General features: G+C 63.8%; 19 protein-coding genes. 8 read left to right on the forward strand and 11 right to left on the reverse strand.

The features are described from left to right. Positions 1-107: 107 nt before the first annotated feature. The 3 genes from NG900_RS12200 to alr all read right to left on the reverse strand — a co-directional run bounded on the left by NG900_RS12200 (position 108) and on the right by alr (position 3,265). Positions 108-587: a disulfide bond formation protein B gene (locus tag NG900_RS12200; protein ID WP_252680520.1), complete on the reverse strand. Its 480-nt coding sequence runs from the start codon at positions 585-587 to the stop codon at positions 108-110. 113 nt (positions 588-700) lie between these two features. Then, a complete protein-coding gene (gene radA / locus NG900_RS12205; RefSeq protein WP_252680522.1) occupies positions 701-2,071 on the reverse strand; it encodes a DNA repair protein RadA in 1,371 nt (456 codons plus the stop codon). A 69-nt stretch (positions 2,072-2,140) separates the two neighbouring features. Beyond that, the gene (alr, locus tag NG900_RS12210) at positions 2,141-3,265 is read right to left on the reverse strand and encodes an alanine racemase (RefSeq protein WP_252680524.1); all 1,125 of its coding nucleotides are present in this window, start codon (positions 3,263-3,265) and stop codon (positions 2,141-2,143) included. On the opposite strand from alr, the gene NG900_RS12215 reads away from it, so the two are divergent. Beyond that, the gene (locus tag NG900_RS12215) at positions 3,264-3,533 is read left to right on the forward strand and encodes a hypothetical protein (protein WP_252680526.1); all 270 of its coding nucleotides are present in this window, start codon (positions 3,264-3,266) and stop codon (positions 3,531-3,533) included. The genes alr and NG900_RS12215 overlap by 2 nt on opposite strands. 372 nt (positions 3,534-3,905) lie before the next feature. Then, the gene (gene lplT / locus NG900_RS12220; RefSeq protein ID WP_252680528.1) at positions 3,906-5,222 is read left to right on the forward strand and encodes a lysophospholipid transporter LplT; all 1,317 of its coding nucleotides are present in this window, start codon (positions 3,906-3,908) and stop codon (positions 5,220-5,222) included. A 27-nt stretch (positions 5,223-5,249) separates the two neighbouring features. Here lplT and NG900_RS12225 read toward each other — a convergent pair whose 3' ends face one another. From NG900_RS12225 to tsaB, 3 genes are read right to left on the reverse strand one after another with little or no spacing between them, the layout of a single operon-like run. Continuing rightward, complete coding sequence (locus NG900_RS12225; RefSeq protein WP_252680530.1) at positions 5,250-6,053, reverse strand: uracil-DNA glycosylase; 804 nt, start codon at positions 6,051-6,053, stop codon at positions 5,250-5,252. Then, positions 6,050-6,577 (reverse strand): ribosomal protein S18-alanine N-acetyltransferase, encoded by a 528-nt coding sequence (gene rimI / locus NG900_RS12230; RefSeq protein ID WP_252680532.1) that lies wholly within the window; start codon positions 6,575-6,577, stop codon positions 6,050-6,052. Before rimI ends, NG900_RS12225 begins: the two co-directional genes overlap by 4 nt. Beyond that, positions 6,574-7,314 carry a tRNA (adenosine(37)-N6)-threonylcarbamoyltransferase complex dimerization subunit type 1 TsaB gene (gene tsaB / locus NG900_RS12235; RefSeq protein ID WP_252680534.1) on the reverse strand — a complete coding sequence of 247 codons (741 nt, stop codon included), beginning with the start codon at positions 7,312-7,314 and terminating at the stop codon, positions 6,574-6,576. The genes rimI and tsaB overlap by 4 nt, the downstream gene beginning before the upstream one ends. Positions 7,315-7,487: 173 nt before the next feature. On the opposite strand from tsaB, the gene NG900_RS12240 reads away from it, so the two are divergent. After that, a complete protein-coding gene (locus tag NG900_RS12240) occupies positions 7,488-7,757 on the forward strand; it encodes an acyl-CoA-binding protein (protein ID WP_004626591.1) in 270 nt (89 codons plus the stop codon). 43 nt (positions 7,758-7,800) lie between these two features. Here NG900_RS12240 and NG900_RS12245 read toward each other — a convergent pair whose 3' ends face one another. The 4 genes from NG900_RS12245 to NG900_RS12260 all read right to left on the reverse strand — a co-directional run bounded on the left by NG900_RS12245 (position 7,801) and on the right by NG900_RS12260 (position 12,301). Then, the gene (locus tag NG900_RS12245; RefSeq protein ID WP_252680537.1) at positions 7,801-9,258 is read right to left on the reverse strand and encodes a DHA2 family efflux MFS transporter permease subunit; all 1,458 of its coding nucleotides are present in this window, start codon (positions 9,256-9,258) and stop codon (positions 7,801-7,803) included. Between the two features lie 92 nt (positions 9,259-9,350). Then, positions 9,351-9,821 carry an SRPBCC family protein gene (locus NG900_RS12250; RefSeq protein ID WP_252680539.1) on the reverse strand — a complete coding sequence of 157 codons (471 nt, stop codon included), beginning with the start codon at positions 9,819-9,821 and terminating at the stop codon, positions 9,351-9,353. 116 nt (positions 9,822-9,937) lie between these two features. Then, positions 9,938-11,518: a malate synthase A gene (aceB, locus tag NG900_RS12255; protein WP_252680541.1), complete on the reverse strand. Its 1,581-nt coding sequence runs from the start codon at positions 11,516-11,518 to the stop codon at positions 9,938-9,940. 84 nt (positions 11,519-11,602) lie between these two features. Next, positions 11,603-12,301 (reverse strand): haloacid dehalogenase type II, encoded by a 699-nt coding sequence (locus NG900_RS12260; RefSeq protein ID WP_252680543.1) that lies wholly within the window; start codon positions 12,299-12,301, stop codon positions 11,603-11,605. Between the two features lie 218 nt (positions 12,302-12,519). Between NG900_RS12260 and NG900_RS12265 the strand changes: the two genes are divergently transcribed. From NG900_RS12265 to NG900_RS12285, 5 genes are all read left to right on the forward strand, one after another. After that, the gene (locus NG900_RS12265) at positions 12,520-13,449 is read left to right on the forward strand and encodes a LysR family transcriptional regulator (RefSeq protein ID WP_252680546.1); all 930 of its coding nucleotides are present in this window, start codon (positions 12,520-12,522) and stop codon (positions 13,447-13,449) included. Positions 13,450-13,532: 83 nt separating this feature from the next. Beyond that, complete coding sequence (locus tag NG900_RS12270; RefSeq protein WP_252680548.1) at positions 13,533-13,967, forward strand: universal stress protein; 435 nt, start codon at positions 13,533-13,535, stop codon at positions 13,965-13,967. A 171-nt stretch (positions 13,968-14,138) separates the two neighbouring features. After that, positions 14,139-15,629 (forward strand): NCS1 family nucleobase:cation symporter-1, encoded by a 1,491-nt coding sequence (locus tag NG900_RS12275; protein ID WP_252680550.1) that lies wholly within the window; start codon positions 14,139-14,141, stop codon positions 15,627-15,629. 17 nt (positions 15,630-15,646) lie between these two features. Next, entirely contained in the window at positions 15,647-16,381 is a 735-nt protein-coding gene (locus NG900_RS12280; RefSeq protein WP_252680922.1) for an aspartate/glutamate racemase family protein, read from the forward strand. A gap of 67 nt (positions 16,382-16,448) precedes the next feature. Further along, a complete protein-coding gene (locus NG900_RS12285; RefSeq protein ID WP_252680552.1) occupies positions 16,449-17,150 on the forward strand; it encodes a GntR family transcriptional regulator in 702 nt (233 codons plus the stop codon). Between the two features lie 94 nt (positions 17,151-17,244). Here the strand turns inward: NG900_RS12285 and aceA are convergent, their stop codons facing one another. After that, positions 17,245-18,549, reverse strand: a complete 1,305-nt coding sequence (gene aceA / locus NG900_RS12290; protein WP_252680554.1) for an isocitrate lyase — start codon at positions 18,547-18,549, stop codon at positions 17,245-17,247. Positions 18,550-18,798: the final 249 nt, after the last annotated feature.

Here is an 18,798-nt window from a genome sequence, read left to right on the forward strand (position 1 = left end):
CTTTCTTTGCTTACTTTCTTTGGCAAGACAAAGAAAGTAAGTCAGCCCCGGCAGGGGATGAAACAAGGGATGGACCACCAGCAACAAACCGGCAGCCCAACCCCCTCTTACCGGCGCTCGCGCCGAATCATCGCCACCACCAGCGTCAGCGACAGAATCACCAACCAGATCAGCGACCACACCGGCACCGCCAGACCGAGCACCGGCGGCATCGGCCCGACGCACAGGCCATCCGCCTCGAATACCTGCGGCAGCCATTTGGCAGTAGGCAGCGCATTGACCCAATTCTCAATCGGATCGATCCCGCAGCTCGCCTTCGGGTTCAGCAGCAGCGACACGTGGTACCCCGCCACGCACAGGCCGGCCAGCCCGGACAGCATCCCCAGCCCGTGCCACAGCAGCCGCGTGGCCGACGACAGCGCAGCCAGCAGCGAGAACACACCAATGCCAAGGAAGGCGAACCGCTGCAGGATGCACAGCGGGCACGGCTGCAGCCCCTCCACGTGCTGCAGATACAGCGCATAGCCGACGAGCCCGAAGGCGATCACGGCAATCAGCAGGAAAAAGGCGCGCGAGTTGGCTTGCATGGCGGCGTCAGTTCAGGGAAGAAATCTTGGGGAAAAGTTGGCGGATTATCGCACCGCAACGGCACGCGCATTTTCAAATGACATCAGCGATACCGTTGCGAAATTTTGAAGGATCAGACTTCCAGCGCACGCACGCGATCGATCGCCTGCTCGATGCGCTCGACGGCAATCACCTCCAGCCCGTCGATCGGCTGTTTGGGCGCATTGGATTTGGGGATCACGGCGATCGAAAAGCCGAGCTTGGCCGCTTCCTTCAGGCGTTCCTGTCCGCGCGGCGTGGGGCGAATCTCCCCCGCCAAGCCGATCTCGCCAAACACCACCAGCCCGCGCGGCAGCGGCTTGTTGCGCATCGACGAATGAATCGCCAGCAGCACCGCCAGGTCCGCCGCCGGCTCGGTGATCTTCACCCCGCCCACCGCGTTGAGGAACACGTCCTGATCGAAGCAGGCGATGCCCGCATGACGATGCAGCACCGCCAGCAGCATCGCAAGGCGGTTCTGTTCCAGGCCCACCGCTAAGCGACGCGGGTTCGGCACATTAGCCGTGTCCACCAGCGCCTGGATTTCCACCAGCAGCGGTCGCGTGCCCTCCTGCGTCACGAGCACACACGAGCCCGGCACCACCTGCTCATGCTGCGAGAGGAACAGCGCCGACGGATTCGCCACGCCGCGCAAGCCCCGCTCCGTCATCGCGAACACGCCCAGTTCATTGACCGCACCAAAGCGGTTCTTGAACGCGCGCACCAGCCGATAGGCTGAATGCGTATCGCCCTCGAAATACAGCACCGTATCGACGATGTGCTCGAGCACGCGCGGCCCTGCCAGCGCGCCCTCCTTGGTGACGTGGCCGACGAGGATGGTGGTGACGTCCAGCCGCTTGGCGATGCGCGTAAGCTGCGCCGCGCATTCGCGCACCTGCGCCACGGAGCCCGGTGCCGAGGTCAGCGCCTCCGAATACAGCGTCTGGATCGAATCGATGACGACGACCTCGGGTTTTTCCGTCTCGATCGTCGCCTGGATGCGCTCGAGCTGGATCTCGGCCAGGAGTGCCAGGCTGTCGCTTTCGATGCCCAGGCGATGCGCGCGCAACGCGATCTGTGCGCCAGACTCTTCGCCGCTCACGTACAGCACGCGGCGCGTGGCAGACAGGTTGGCCAACGCCTGCAGCAGCAGCGTCGATTTGCCGATGCCCGGATCGCCGCCGATCAGCACCACGCCACCGCCCACCAGGCCGCCGCCCAGCACGCGGTCAAACTCGTCGATGCCGCTGGAGAAACGCGGTACATCCACCGCGTCGATGTCCGACAGCTTGCGGACCGTGGCGCTCGACGCCAGCGATTGGAAACGCGCACCCGCACCCGAGGTCGGTTGCGCGACGGTTTCCACCAGCGTGTTCCATTGCTGGCAATTCGGGCACTGCCCCGCCCATTTCGGCGCCGTGCCACCACACTCGGTGCACGTGTAGACCGTCTTGCTCTTGGCCAAACAACCCCCTGCTTACGGCGCCGCGAGAGAGGCGGCGGCCGCTCGATCTTTGTCTTTGCTGTGCCGCGCTCAGGCGGCCTTGCCCAGCTCGTTCGTGTCTGCCGTGCTGACGGGCTCGACCACCACTGGCACGCGCGGCGCCAAGGCGCACATCAGCTCATAGCCGACGGTGCCAGAGGCCTGCGCCACATCGTCAATGGGCAAACCCTCGCCCCACAGCGTGACCGGTGTGCCGACGCGCGCCTCAGGCACGCTGGTCAGGTCCACGGTGATCATGTCCATCGACACGCGACCCACGATATGCGTGCGCACGCCATCCACCAGCACCGGCGTGTGTTCGCCATTCCAGCCCGGCGCGTGACGCGGGTAGCCGTCGGCATAACCGCACGCAACGATACCGATGCGCATCGGCCGCTCCACGACAAAGCGTGACCCGTACCCGATGGTCGCGCCCGGCTGCAAGTCCTGGACGGCGATCAGCTCGCTCTTGAGCGACATGGCGGGCATCAGGCCGGTGCCGTCGATGTCGGCCGCCACACCCGTCGGCGATGCACCGTACATGATCACGCCCGGGCGCACCCAATCGCGATGCGCCTTCGGATGCCACAGCGTGGCCGCCGAGTTGGAGAGCGACGCTTCGCCCGGCAGCCCCTGCGTGGCCTGCTCGAAGGCAGCGAGCTGGTGATCGATGCCGCGCGGGCCGTCGGCGTCGGAAAAGTGCGTCATGTGGACGATGGTGCCGATACCCGAAATGGCGCGGGCGCGTTCCCACGCGGCGCGGTAAGCGGCCGGCGCAAAACCGAGGCGGCTCATGCCCGTGTTGATCTTGAGCTGCACGCTGATGGGGCCCTTCAGGCGGGCCAGTTCCAGCATGCGCAACTGCTCTTCGTTGTGGACTGTGGTGGTAAGACGGTACTGCTCGACGATGGCCAGATCTTCGGGCTTGAAGAAGCCTTCGAGCAACAGGACCGGCCCCTGCCAGCCGAGCTGGCGCAGGCGGACCGCCTCGTCCAGGTCGAGCAGACCAAAGCCGTCGGTCTGTCGCAGGCCTTCGTACACGCGTTCGATGCCGTGGCCGTAGGCGTTGGCTTTGACGACAGCCCACACGCGCGAGTTGGGCGCGTGGCGGCGGGCAACCTGAAGATTGTTGGCAAGTGCGGGGCCGTGGATAACGGCCTGGATGGGTCTTGGCATGACGACAAACCTGCAAAACGTGGGGGCGACAAGCGCGCTCGTGGCGCGGCGCCGGTGCTGCAATGCAATAAGCCTGCACTGCGAAGAACGGCCGCGCGGGGCCGGTGCGCCCGGCCGCACGCGATCAACGTTCTATTTGACCACAGGACGCCCAGTGGTTCGCGCCCGCAAGCGGTTCGCGAGAAAAGAAAGTACGCAGCCGTCACTGGAAGCGCACAAGTTTCGTGATATAAAGCCGTTCAATTTCGGCATGGAAAAACATACGTGATGCACGGGCAGCATAAGGAAAGTTCGGCAATGGCCACTTCTTTTTGCGTGACGGAAGCACATCGGGTATGACCATGCGAACAGGCGAGAACAAAACACGCATCGGGCGGAACGCATGCCCCGAACGCCTGTCAGTGAAGATTCCCGCGGTTGCCCGGCGCAGCAAGCTGGCCCCGTCCGCGGGAACCACAAGAAGGGGAGCCAGCGCGGACGAAGGCGCTCATGCCGCGACCGCGCTTGTGCGCTGCTCGGCCGGTCAGCTGATGCACCGCCCCGCCGGCAACCCGGGGAGCGCTTCCCGAGCACCGGCGCACTGCCGGCGCGTCGTGAAGGCGAATATGGCACTGCGGTCTACGGGGACGAATTCGAAGGTATGAAGAAGGGCTTTTACACCATCATGGCGGCGCAGTTTTTTTCGTCGCTCGCCGATAACGCGCTGCTCATCGCCGCGATCGCCCTTCTGACGGAGATGCATGCCCCGCAGTGGATGACCCCGCTGCTCAAGCTGTTCTTCGTGCTCTCTTACGTTCTACTTGCCGCATTCGTGGGGGCGTTTGCCGATTCCCGGCCCAAGGGCAAGGTGATGCTCATCACCAATGCCATCAAGCTGCTCGGCTGTGGCGTGATGCTCACCGGCGTGCACCCGCTGCTGGCCTATGGTGTGGTCGGTTTTGGTGCAGCGGCGTACTCGCCGGCCAAGTACGGCATCCTGACCGAGCTGCTTCCGCCGGAAAAACTCGTTGCCGCCAACGGATGGATCGAAGGGCTCACCGTGGGCTCGATCATCCTTGGCACGGTCCTGGGCGGCGCGCTGATCTCCAAACACGTGTCGACATGGCTGCTGTCGTTCGACATCCCGGGGCTGGAACGCATCGACACTCCGGCCGAAGCAGCCATGCTGGTGATCATGGCGATCTACCTGATCGCGGCGCTGTTCAACATGCGCATTCCCGATACCGGCGCACGCTACCCGCAGCAGGAAAAGAACCCGGTACGCCTGATCTCGGAATTTGCCGACTGCTTCAACGCCCTGTGGCGCGACAAGCTGGGCCAGATTTCGTTGGCGGTGACGACGCTGTTCTGGGGGGCTGGCGCCACGCTGCAGTTCATCGTGCTGAAGTGGGCGGAGCAATCGCTGGAGCTGAACCTGTCGCAAGGCGCCATCCTGCAGGCCGTGGTGGCTGTAGGCGTGGCCGTTGGCGCCATGAGTGCAGCGGTGAAGATCCCGCTGCGCCGCTCGCTCGATGTGCTGCCGGTCGGCGTGGCGATGGGCGCTGTGGTCATGCTGATGGCGTTCTACACCAAGCACACGATCCCCGAAGTCACCTTCCACATCGGCTCGATGACGCTGCCGCTGTACATGCTGATCGCCTACCTGTTCCTGATGCTGGTAGGCGCCATGTCGGGCTTCTTTGTGGTGCCGATGAACGCGCTGCTGCAGCACCGCGGGCACGTGCTGCTCTCGGCCGGTCACTCGATTGCCGTGCAGAACTTCAATGAGAACGTCTCGGTGCTGCTGATGCTGTGCCTGTATGCGCTGCTTATCAAGCTGAACGTGTCGGTTGGCGTGGTGATCGTATCGTTCGGCATCTTCGTCTGCGTGACGATGGCACTCGTGATGCGTCGGCATCGCCTCAACGAGAAGCTGTATCACACCGCCGCGCTCATCGGCGAAGACAAGCACCACTAGCCACTGCCCCGTCGGGCAAACGGCGACTTACTGGGCGCCGCGCTCCGCGTACACCTTGCGCGCCAGGCAGAGATCGTCCCACGCGCGCGCCTTGTCGGTCAGCGTGCGCAGCAGATAGGCCGGGTGATAGGTCACCACCACCGGCACGCCTTCCACCTCATGCACCTTGCCGCGCAGCTTGCCGACGGGCGTCTGCGTCTGCAGCAGGCTCTGCGCGGCAAAGCGGCCGAGCACCACGATCACGCGCGGCTTGACCAGCGCAATCTGACGCTTGAGATACGGATCACACATCGCCACTTCATCGGGCTCCGGGTCACGGTTGCCGGGCGGGCGGCACTTGAGCACGTTGGCGATGAACACCCCCTTCTCGCGCGACAGGCCGATCGAGCGCAGCATGCTGTCGAGCAGCTTGCCGGCTTGGCCGACAAACGGCTCGCCCTGCTTGTCCTCCTGCTCGCCAGGGGCCTCGCCGATCAGCATCCACTCGGCCTGACGGTCGCCCACACCGAACACGGTGTTCGTGCGACGCTCGCACAGCTTGCACGACGTGCAGTCGGAAACAGCGGCTTCGAGCTGCGCCCAGTCGAACGCCGCGATGCGTTGCGCACGCGGTGCGGCCGACTCCGATGGCGCATCGGCGGCAGGTGCCTCGACTTGCGCAACCACAGGCTCGACGATAACCGGGGCAACTGCGGCGGCGGTTTCGGCCATGGCTTGCACCGGCTCGGCCACCGCAACATTGGCGGTTTCAATCACAGCGGATTCCGCCCCACGCAGCGTCCATTCGGTGGAAACGCCCAGCGCCTCCAGCATCCGCGATCGACGATTCATGCTGCCTCCACCCCGCTCGCCTCACAAACGATGCGCATGACGAGCGCATCCTCGCGCGTGTTGTTCTCGGCCGGATAGTAGCGCTTGCGCCGGCCGATCTCGGCAAACCCGACGCGGCGATACAGCGCAATCGCGCCGGTATTGGACGGGCGAACTTCCAGCAACAGGCTGCCGAAACCGTGCACCAGCGTGAGCGCCACCGCCAGACGCAGCAGCCAGCGGCCCAGCCCCTGGCGCTGCCACACGGGGGCAACGGTGACGTTTAGCAGATGCATCTCGTCAACCACGGGCATGAGGATCAGGTACCCCGCAACCTCATTGCCCCCGTCGCGCAGCACGATGCCCAGATGGCCCGACTTGAGCGAATCTTCGAAGTTGCCGCGCGACCATGGAAACGCAAAGGCGGCGTGCTCAATCGCAGCAACACCGGCCAGATCGCGTGCGGTCATGCGTTCAGCACGCCAGCCGGCGGGCAATGGTGTCTGCGCGATGACACCGGCGAGCGCGTTGTCGATCAGGCTCATGGATGACCACCCGCCGCAGCGGCCTTGGCCTGCTGCACGGCCTGCCGCTCTTCAATGGTGAGCGCGACCTTGTCACGCACGTAGAGCGGCGCGGCGTCTTCCGGGCGCACGGTGTGGCCTGCCGCCAGCAGGCGCAAACCCACGGCGGCGATCTCGCGAGCGTCCGGGGCCACCTCGGGCAGCACGGCGGCGGCGCCCGCAGCAATGCTGAGCTGATCGCCGAACACCGCAGCGGCGTTGCCGGCCAGCCAATACGGCTGCGACGGAGCGGCCACGCTCTGCGGCGCACTGACCTGAATGGCGGACAACGCGTGCCAGCCCGAGGCATCCTGTGCCGAATCCACTGGGGCGAAGCTGGCCCAATAGCACTCGTCCATGCGCGCATCGAGCGCGACGGTGACAGCAGTCCCGGCCGGCAGCGATGCACGCGTCTGCTCGGCACAGGCCACCAGCGAGTTCACCGGCACCACCGGCAAATCCGCACCAAATGCCAAACCCTGCGCCACCCCGCATGCCGTACGCAAGCCGGTGAACGAACCGGGGCCAGCACCAAAGGCAATCGCTGCGCAATCGGCCAGGGCGATACCGGCCTCGGCCAGCAATTCGGCGGTGGCCGGCAACACGCGGCTACTGGAGCGCGGGCCGGTGTGTTCATGGCGAAATAGCGTGCACGTGCCGTCACCAAGGGCGACGGAACAGAACTCGGTGGAGGTGTCGAAAGCAAGAATCCAGGGCATGGCGGCATTGTACCGGCTGGTGCGACGGCTGAATGCGCAAACCCGCTGCGGCGATCCGGAAAAACCGGGCGGAAAACCAGGTGAAAAACCGAGACCACCCTCGAATTCAAACGGCCCGGACGGGCAACCCCGGCGCTATCATCGGCGCACCATTGTTTGAGCCGGAAACCACCATGAGCGATCTCCAAGCCCGTTTTGACCAAGCCCAAATCGACGTCAAGGGCCTCTCCGAGCGCCCCGCCAACATGACGCTGCTGCGCCTGTACGCCCTGTACAAGCAAGGCGCGGAGGGCGACGCCCACGGCGACAAGCCCGGCTTTACCGACATCGTCGGCCGCTACAAGTTTGAAGCGTGGGAAGGCCTGAAGGGCACCTCGCAAGACGAGGCCAAGCAGAAGTACATCGACCTCGTCGAAGAACTGAAAAGTGGCGCGACGACCTGATCGTTACCGCATCACAAGAAACCGGGCCATGCGCCCGGTTTTTTTATTGTGCGGCGGGAATGGCGGACCGCGCCTCGCGCCGGCGCATCCGCCACGCGGCCACCACCGCCAGCGCGCAGAGGGCGCCCAGGAAGATAAAGGTCTCGTCAAACGCCAGGATGCGCGCCTGCGGGTCAACCGCCGCGCCATGTACGGTTTCGATGCCCCGTGTGGCGAGTCGCCATTGCAGGAAAATCCCCGTGGCCGACACGCCGATCGCCCCGCCCAACTGGCGCAGGAAATTGACGGCGCTCGAGCCCTGCGGAATCAATGTGAAGTCCACACCGCGCATCGCGCCAAGGCTGAGCGATGGCAGCACGAAACCCAGCCCGACGCGCCCGATGATGGCAATGATGATCAACAGCAGATAGCTGGTCTCGCGTGTATTGGTCGCCATCAGGAAGAACGACAGCGCCAGTGCTGCCAGCCCGAACGACACCAGCCGGAACGGCTCGATACGGTTGGTCAGTCGCCCGGCCATCATGATGGTGATGGCCAGCACCAGCCCAGCAGGCAGAAGCACCAGCCCCGCGCGCGACGGCGCATACGCCAGCGCAACCTGCATATACACCGGCACCAGATACGTCGAGCCGTACAACCCTGCCCCGTAGATGAAGGCCACCACCGCCCCCATCGCAAACTGCCGGTAACTGAACAGCCGCAAGTCGAGCAAGGGCGATTCCACCCGCCGTTGCCAGAACACAAACCCCGCCACGCACACCGCCGATACCAGCATCAGCACCACGCCGTGCGAAACATCGCCATGCAGCGCCACCAGGCCGTTGAGCAGCGTGACCGTTGCCGCCCCGATCAGAAGCAGGCCGCGCCAGTCCAGCAGTTTGGGCTCGCCGGCCATCGACGAATTGAGAGCCATGAAGCGCCGCGCCATCGCCCAGCCGATCAGGGTGAAGGGCGTCACCACGAAAAAGATGGAGCGCCAGCCGAACAACTCCACCAGAAAGCCGCCCACACTCGGGCCGACAGCCGGCGCCAGCACGACGCCAAACCCGAACAGGCCGAACGCCTTGCCCTGCTCTTTTTCGGGGAACACGCGCAGGATCAGAATATTCGGCAGCGGCTGCATGATGCCGGCGGCAATGCCCTCCACAACCCGCATGGCGATCATCACCTCGTAGTTGGGCGACAGGCCGCCGGCCAGCCCGCCCACGCCCAGCAACAGCAGCGCGCCGATGAACGTGCGCCGCAAGCCGAAGCGCAGCAGCAGCCAGGGCGTGAGCAGCATCGACAGCGTCATCGCCACCATGAAGCTGGCTGACACCCATTGCGCCCGCTCCTGCCCCAGCACGAAATGCCGGCTCAGATCAGGAATCGCCACGTTGACGATAGTGGCCGAGATGACGGACGACACGGCGCCCACCATCAGCGTGAACAACACGAGCCACTTGAAGCGCTCGCCGTAACGCGCGCGCAGCGCCTCCAGGGTGGGCGTGAATGTCGTCATGGTCTCGTTGTTGTGATGTATGAGACGACCAAAGGGGCAAAGGGGACTAGACCCGGCCAGCACCTCCTCCAGCGCTGGCCGGGCGGGATGCGTCAGCCGAGGCGGCCGGTAGCGGCAATCTCGCGGATGCGGCGCACGGTGTCGATGTCGGATTCGCGGTAGGCGGATTTGACGATCTCGGCGTAGCGGGTGTCGCCGGTTTCATCCGCATTGGGCAGCGTGGTGTCGTAGACGAAGCGGATGAACGCGGCGTTGGCCTCGTTGCTCTCGATCGTCATGGTGAGCGAGCCGCCGGCATGTTCGCCCGTCGCAGCGGTGGTGTAGGTGACGCGCTTGTGCGGCTCCAGCGTCACGCGGTCTTGAATGCGCGCCTTGCCGAAGACCAGTTCGCGTTCCACCCAGCCGTCACCTTCGGCGGTGATGATGCATGCGTCCAGGCTTTCGACAAATTCCGTTTGTGCGCGCACGCGCAGCACCAGGCCTTGCCAGATCTGGTTCAGGGTGAGCGTGTCGATGAGGGGGTTCAGTGGATCGTTGACTTCCACCAGATGTTCAAAGCGCAAAGCGGCCTCCAAAAATTTCCCGCCATTATCGCGCGGCACGGGCAACCTTGCGCCAAATGAAAAAACGCCGGCGGGTTGCCCCAGCCGGCGTTCTCTCTGCGATGCCGAAGCGTCGCTTAGATTTCTTCGTACAGCGGCAACGTGAGGAATTCCGCAAAGTCTTCCGACGTCGACATCTGTTCGAAGATCACTGCTGCGCGGTCAAAGTGGCCCACCGCGCCCGTCTCCTTCACCTTGGCCAATTCTTCCGGGATCAGCTTGCGCACGAGTTCGGCCGTGACCTTCGTGCCGTCTTCCAGCTTGCCCTTGGGCGAGCGGATCCACTGCCACACTTGCGAGCGCGAGATTTCGGCCGTGGCGGCATCTTCCATCAGGTTGTGGATCGGCACGCAACCGTTGCCAGCCAGCCAGGCGCCCAGGTAGTGGATACCCACGTTGATGTTCATGCGCAGGCCGGCTTCGGTGATGGGCGTTTCCGGCTGGAAGTCCAGCAGCTGGGCGGCCGTCACTTCCACGTCCGGGCGTTGCTTCTCGAACTGGTTCGGCTTGTCGCCCAGCACCGCCACGAATTCCTTCATGGCCGGCTCGACCAGGCCCGGGTGAGCCACCCAGCCACCGTCGTAGCCGTCGGTCGCGTCGCGCTTCTTGTCGCCGATGATGCCGGCCATGGCGATGGCGTTCTTCTCCGGATCGTTCTTGATCGGGATCAGCGCGCTCATGCCGCCGATGGCGGGCGCGCCGCGCTTGTGGCAGGTCTTGAGCAGCAGCAGCGCGTAGGCGCGCATGAACGGTGAGGTCATCGTCACCTTGGCGCGGTCGGCCAGGCAGAAGTTCTTGTCGACCTTGAACTTCTTGATGCACGAGAAGATGTAGTCCCAGCGGCCGGCGTTCAGGCCCGCGCTGTGCTCACGCAGTTCGTACAGGATTTCTTCCATCTCGAACGCAGCGAGGATGGTCTCGATCAGCACGGTGGCCTTGATCGTGCCCTGCGGCAGGCCGATCTCGTTTTGCGCCATCACGAAGATGTCGTTCCACAGGCGTGCTTCCAGATGGCTTTCCATCTTCGGCAGGTAGAAGAACGGGCCGGCGCCGCGAGCGATCTGCTCCTTGGCGTTGTGGAACAGGAACAGCGCGAAGTCGAAAATGCCGCCGGAGACGCGCTCACCGTCGATCAGCACGTGCTTCTCGTCCAGGTGCCAGCCGCGCGGACGCACTTGCAGCGTGGCGATCTTGTCATTCAGCTTGTAGCTCTTGCCGTTGGATTCCAGCGTGAGCGTGCGGCGCACGGCAGCCTTCAGATTGACCTGACCCTGGATCTGGTTGTGCCAGCTCGGCGAATTCGAATCTTCGAAGTCGGTCATGTAGCTGTCCGCGCCCGAGTTGAACGCGTTGATGACCATCTTGGCATCGACCGGGCCGGTGATTTCCACGCGGCGGCAGTGCAGTGCCGGCGGGATCGGCGCGACCTTCCAGTCACCTTCACGGATGGCCTTCGTCTCGGCCAGGAAATCCGGGCGCTCGCCGGCGTCAAGGCGCTTGGCGCGCTCGACACGGGCGGCCAGCAGCTCTTTGCGGCGCGGCTGGAAGGCACGGTGCAGCTTGGCGACCAGCGCCAGTGCCTCGGGGGTCAGAATGTCTTCGTAGGCCGGCAGGATCTCTGCCTTGATTTCCATGCCTTGGGGCAGCGTGAGCGCCATGGTTTTCTCCAGAGGATGATGTGAGGGTTGAACGCGTTTTGGTCTTACTTTGGCCCTATGATTGGGCCGATTGAATGCCATGCCTTACGTTGCTTGTGTTGCCTGCACGAACTGCAGCAGATCGCGCATGTCGTGGCCGGTTGCGGTCGGGGCCACGTCGAGTGCCTCGGGCGGATGCCCCAAGCGGTTGATCCAGAACGTCTGGAAGCCGTACCACGTCGCGCCGCAGGCATCCCAGCCGTTGGACGAGACGAACAGAATCTGCTCAGCCGGCACACCAAAGGCTTGTGGGGCCAGTGAGTAAGCTTCGGGCGCGGTCTTGTACACCTTCACCGCATCGACCGACAGTACGTGATCGAACAGGCCCGACATGCCCGCGCTCTTCACCGCAATGTCCAGCATCTGGGGGTTGCCGTTGGAGAGGATGCCCAGCGGGAGCCCCATCTCGCGCAGGCGACGCAGCGCCGGCACATTTTCAGGAAACGCCGACAGGCACGCATATTCGCGCATCAGCGTGGCCTCGTCTTGGGGAGAAAGCGCTACGCCCAGGCGCGCCGCCGCATAGCGCAATGCGTCGACGGTGATATCCCAGAACGGCTTGTAGTATTCGCCCGCACGGCCTGCCAGCGAACGGATGCGTGTGTAGTCGATCTGCTTGTCACGCCAAAGCACGGACAGTGCCTCGCCCTTGCCGGCAAACAGTTGTTCGGCGCGCGCAGCCACGGAGTACACGTCGAATAACGTGCCATAGGCATCGAAGACCACCGCGCGAATCGAACCCATTCCAAGCTCCACGGACCTGATGAAGGCCACGGCCCCTGTTCCATCAGACAGAACGCCTCTCCGACCTTCGCAACGATGGCCATTCTAGAAAAGGTGACGCGCTGCACAAAGATGGCAACGGTCACTTTATCTTTAACTTTTACCCTCGGAATGACGAGTGATAACCTTTATATTCGTCACAATCCCGCAGCTCCCAATTGCCACGGTATAGATCAGGCATGGATCATTTCAAGCAGCTCGAAACCTTTGTCGCCGTGGCCACGCGCGGCAGCCTCTCCGCCGCCGCCGCCGCCGAAGGCGTGGCGCCCGCCATCATCGGGCGTCGCATTGACGCCCTGGAAGAACGCTTGGGCGTGAAGCTCCTCGTGCGCACCACGCGGCGCATCACGCTCACGTTCGAGGGTTCGGCGTTCCTGGAAGATTGCCAGCGCATTCTCAACGACCTGCATAACGCCGAAGCCAGCGTATCCGCAGGCGGCGTGAAGGCCAGCGGCCACCTGCGCGTGACGGCCCCGGCCGGCTTCGGCCGCCGCCATGTCGCGCCGATGGTGCCGGACTTCATCGAGACGCATCCGGATGTGTCGATGACACTGGACCTGGGCGACCGCGTGGTCGACCTCGTCAACGAAGGCTTCGATTGCGCTATCCGCCTGGGCGATCTGCCCGATTCGAGCCTGGTGTCGATTCGTCTGTGGGAGAACCGCCGTGTGGTGGTGGCCGCACCCAGCTACCTGGAACGCCGTGGCGTGCCGACACAGGTGGAGCAATTGTCCACCCACAACTGCCTGGCCTTCGGCGCCAGCGCCAACGTGCAGCGCGGCTGGGTGTTCCAACAAGCCGGCAAAACAGTCACCGTGAAGGTGTCGGGCACGATGGAATGCACCGACGGCGCCGTCCTGCGCGAGTGGTGCCTGCAGGGCTACGGCCTGGCATGGCGCTCGTGGTGGGAGGTCGGGCATGACATCGCCACGGGCAAGCTGGTGACGGTGCTCGATGCGTTCGAGGCGCCGCCGATCGGCATCCACGCGGTATTTCCGCAGCGCAAGCACCTGCCGCTGCGCGTGCGCCTGTTCATTGATTTCCTCAAGAACACGTACGGCAACCCGGCCTACTGGCGCCGCGCCGATGCCTTCATCGGCATGGATTAGCAATCACCCCGAGTGGGTGAAACACCCCCCGCGGCCTACAATCCAGACAAGGACGTCTTCCCGTATCCACCTTAGGAGGCCGCATGTTCCAGCACATCCTCATCCCCACCGATGGTTCCGAGCTGTCGCGCAAGGCGGTGGCGGGCGCGCTCGACTTTGCCAAGACGCTCGGGGCGCGCCTGACGGCATACACCTGCCTTGAGGAATACCCGTACACGCCCTTCTCCGAGATCGTCGTGGAAACCCCGCAGGCTTTCAAGGAGCGCGTGGAAGCCCAGGCGCGCGTGGTGCTCAAGGACGTGGAAGAAGCGGCCGTCAGCGCCGGTATTCAGTGCGACACCGATATGAGCTGTTTTGCCGTCCCCTACATGGGCATCATCGACGCGGCGGAGCGCCATGGCTGCGATGTCATCTTCATGGCTTCGCACGGCCGGCGCGGGCTGGCGGGGCTGCTACTAGGCAGTGAAACGCAGAAGGTGCTCACGCATACCGAGATTCCTGTGATCGTGTATCGCTGACACGCGCCCACACCATCCGCATGCGGGCCGCTCTATTGGGCGGCTTTTTTCTCCTTGACACCGGGCTTGTTGGTGCAAGCGACTTTGTGCACAAAAATAAATAATCTTGTTTACATATTTGCGCACAATGTCGGCACAGCCTCAAACCGGCAACACACCAAAGGAGACAGCATGGTCACGACCAGCGGCGCAGCGGCACAAGCGAGTGATTCACCGCACGCGCATCCCAACGTCGTCATGAAGCCGCACTACGATCCACGGCTCACCAACGAAGACCTCGCTCCGCTGCGCAAGCAGACCTGGGGCACCTACAACATCTTCGCGTTCTGGATGTCGGACGTGCATAGCGTGGGCGGTTATCTGACGGCGGCGAGCCTGTTCTCGCTGGGCCTGTCGAGCCTGCAGGTGCTGTTTGCGCTGGTGGTAGGCATCCTGATCGTGCAGGTGTTCTGCAACCTCGTCGCCAAGCCCAGCCAGGCGACCGGCACGCCGTATCCGGTGATCTGCCGCGCGTCGTTCGGGGTGCTGGGCGCCAACATCCCGGCCATCATCCGCGGGCTGATCGCGGTGGCGTGGTATGGCATCCAGACCTACCTGGCCTCGCACGCGTTCCTGGTACTGGCACTGAAATTCATGCCGGAACTCGCGCCGTATGCAGATGTGAAACAGCATGGCTTTGCCGGGCTGTCCACATTGGGCTGGGCGGCCTTCATGGTGCTGTGGGTCCTGCAAGCCTGCGTGTTCTGGCACGGCATGGAATCGATTCGCAAGTTCATCGACTGGGCTGGCCCCGCCGTGTATGCCGTGATGATCGCGCTGGCGGTGTGGCTGGTACACAAGGCGGGCTGGGAGAACATCAACTTCACGCTTTCCTTCCTCAAGTACGAAGGCTGGGATGCGGTACCGGTGGTGTTGGGCGGGATTGCGCTGGTGGTGTCGTACTTCTCGGGGCCGATGCTCAACTTTGGCGACTTCTCGCGCTATGGCAAGGACTTCGGCTCGGTCAAGCGCGGCAACTTCTGGGGTCTGCCGGTCAACTTCCTCGGCTTTGCGCTGCTGGTGGTGGTCACCACGTCCGCCACGCTGCCGGTGTTTGGCCAGTTGATTTCCGACCCGGTGGAAGTCATTGCCCGCATCGACAACACGACAGCAGTGGTGATTGGCGCGCTGACGTTCATGATCGCCACCATCGGCATCAACATCGTCGCCAACTTTGTGTCGCCGGCGTTCGACTTCTCCAACGTGGCACCGCAGCACATCACCTGGCGCACTGGCGGCATGATCGCGGCGGTGGCGTCGATCTTCATCACGCCCTGGAACCTCTACAACAACCCCGAGGTGATCCATTACACGATCGACGTGCTGGGTGCCTTCATCGGCCCACTGTTCGGCATCCTGATCGCTGACTACTACCTCGTGCGCCGCCAACAGGTTCACGTGGATGACCTCTACTCGATGCGCCCCACGGGCCGCTACTGGTTCCGCAACGGCTACAACCCGGCTGCCGTCTGGACGATGGTCCCTTCCGCGCTGATCCCGATGGCGTGCGTGGTGTTCGAGCGCCTGCAATGGCTGGCCAACTACAGCTGGTTCATCGGCGTCGGCATTGCGCTGGCGCTCTACACCGTGCTGAGCCGCAAGCAAGGCGCTTCCACCCATTGACACTCACACCCATCGACATGGACATCCGCATCATCAATCCCAACACGACCGCCAGCATGACGGCGCTGATCGGCCGTTGCGCGCAGGCGGCGGCCGCAGCAGGCACACGCATCACCGCGGTCAGCCCGCAGATGGGGCCGGCTTCCATCGAGAGTCACTACGACGAAGCGCTCTCCGTACCGGGCATCCTTGAAGAGATACGCCACGGCGAGCGCGATGGCGCCGACGCTTACGTCATCGCCTGCTTTGGCGACCCAGGCCTCTATGCCGCCCGCGAACTCGCACACGGCCCCGTGATCGGCATCGCCGAAGCGGCCATGCACATGGCGAGCCTGATCGGCAACAGCTTCAGCGTGGTGACGACCCTGGAACGTACCGTCGGCATGGCCTGGCACCTGGCCGAGCGCTACGGCATGCGGCATGCGTGCCGCAACGTCCACGCGAGCGACCTGCCGGTCCTCGATCTGGAAAAGCCCGGATCCAACGCACGCCGCATCGTCCTGGACGCCTGCCGCAACGCGCTGGAGCAAGACCGCAGCGACTGCATCGTGCTGGGCTGCGCCGGCATGGCCGACTTGTGCGAAGACCTGACTGCCGATCTGGGGGTACCCGTCATCGACGGCGTGGTGGCCGCGGTGAAGCTGGTCGAGGCACTGGTCGGCATGCGGCTTTCCACCAGCAAGCGCGGCGACTGGGCCCGCCCGCTGCCTAAGGCCTACACAGGCATGCTTGCACCGTTTGCACTGCCCTAGTGCAGCGCGGGATGGCGCATTTGCTACCATGCACCCTCCCGCTTTTTCTTCTGCACCGTCACCTGCCATGCCCGCATCCGCACGGGAACCGGCCGACAACCCGTCTGCTGCCGAACCGATCTACCAAGGCCTGCTGACGGCCATCATGGAACACCGCCTGCCAGCAGGCACGAAGCTGGTCGAAGAGCGCCTGTGTGAAGCCACCGGCGCCGGCCGGCCGCGCATCCGCCAGGTGCTGGCGCGGCTGGCGCATGAGCATCTAGTGACCCTGGTGCCCAACAAGGGCGCCTTCGTCGCGCAGCCCTCCGTGAAGGAGGCGCGCGATGTCTTCCAGACTCGCCGCATCATCGAGCCCGAACTGGCCGCCATGCTGGCGCGCGGCTGCACCCCGGCTCAGGGCAACCGGCTGCACAAGCACATTGCGGCCGAGCAGGCGGCACGCGAGCGCGGCGACCGCGCCGCCACCATCCGCCTCTCGGGCGAATACCACGTCCTCATTGCAGAGATGGTCGGCAACCACGTGCTCGAACGGCTCACGCGTGAAGCGGTCTCGCGCACCTGCCTGATCATCACCCTATACGACCGCCCCGGCCTGCCCGCCTGCCCCGAGCACGAGCACGATGCACTCACCGAAGCGATCGCCAGCGGCGACGCCTCGCGTGCGCACGACCTGATGCGCGAGCACTTGGAGCACATCGAGCACTCACTCGAACTGCATGCCACGCCCACGTCGGCGCTGGACCTCGAATCGATTTTCAAGCGCGCATAAAAAAACCGCGCCACTCACGGGACGCGGTTCGAGTGGGCCGCGCGTGGTCAGCGCGGCAGCCCAGGTGACTTCGGTGCCGGATGCGTCGGCAGCCTCAGGCAACCTTTTTGGCCAGTGCCTTTTCTTCGAAGAACTGTTCGTCTTCCGTCGAGCCCTTGAGCGCGGTGGTCGATGCCTCACGCTCGATGGTCTGCGTCACGGCGTCGAAGTAGCCTGTGCCGACTTCGCGCTGGTGCTTCACGGCAGTGAAGCCCTTTTCGGCAGCCTTGAACTCGGCCTCCTGCAACTCCACGAAAGCGCTCATCTGGTTGCGCGCATAACCATAGGCCAGGTTGAACATCGAGTAGTTCAGCGCGTGGAAACCGGCCAGCGTGATGAACTGGAACTTGTAGCCCATTGCGCCCAGCTCCTTCTGGAACTTGGCAATCGTGGCGTCGTCCAGGTTCTTCTTCCAGTTGAACGACGGCGAGCAATTGTAGGCCAGCATCTTGCCCGGAAACTTGGCGTGGATGGCTTGCGCAAACTTCTTGGCGTATTCCAGATCCGGCTTGCCGGTTTCGCACCACACAAGGTCAGCGTACTCGGCGTAGGCCAGGCCGCGCGAGATGGCTTGCTGCAGACCCGGCTTGGTGCGATAGAAACCTTCCACAGTGCGCTCGCCGGTGCAGAACGGTTGATCGTTCTCATCCACGTCAGTGGTCAGCAGGTCAGCGGCTTCCGCGTCGGTACGGGCGATCAGCACGGTCGGCACGCCCATCACGTCGGCAGCCAGACGAGCCGCCACCAGCTTGCTCACTGCTTCGCGCGTCGGCACCAGCACCTTGCCGCCCATGTGGCCGCACTTCTTCACGGCAGCCAGCTGATCTTCAAAGTGCACGCCAGCGGCGCCCGCTTCGATCATGGCCTTCATCAGCTCAAACGCGTTCAGCACGCCGCCGAAACCGGCTTCCGCATCCGCCACGATCGGGGCGAAGAAGTCGATGTCGTCCTTGCCTTCGGACCACTGGATCTGGTCAGCGCGAGCGAACGTGTTGTTGATCTTCTTGACGACCTTGGGCACGGAATCCACCGAGTACAGCGATTGGTCCGGATACATTTCGCCGTTGCTGTTGGCGTCGCCGGCCACCTGCCAGCCCGACAGGTAGATCGCCTTCAGCCCCGCCTTGACCTGCTGCATGGCCTGGTTGCCCGTCAGGGCGCCCAGCGCGTTGACGAAGGGCTCGTTGTTGATGAGATCCCACAGCTTTTCGGCGCCGCGTTTGGCCAGCGTGTGCTCGATCTGCAGCGAGCCGCGCAGGCGCACCACGTCTTCGGCGGTGTAGCCACGCTTGATGCCCTTCCAACGCGGGTTGGTATCCCATTCCTTTTGCAGTGCCGCCACTTGCTGTTCGCGTGTCATCTCAATCTCCTGCTTGATCGCATCACTCAAATAAAAACCGCATCCCTCACGTCTTGCCTTGAGCCGCCGACCTTCCACCAGCGCCTTTTCTGTACTGCTGGGCAGCTCAAGTCATGTGTCTTATATAAGAGTTTAGGGAAGCCGAGTGCAACGCAACAAGAAGAACCCCAACTGCACCGGAAGTTTTTATTTCTTATATTTCAAACGCTTACGATCAATATTCCGCAATGTGGAAATATCTTTTTCATC

The sequence above is a fragment of the Ralstonia soli genome (assembly GCF_023955655.1).
Classification (GTDB): domain Bacteria; phylum Pseudomonadota; class Gammaproteobacteria; order Burkholderiales; family Burkholderiaceae; genus Ralstonia; species Ralstonia soli.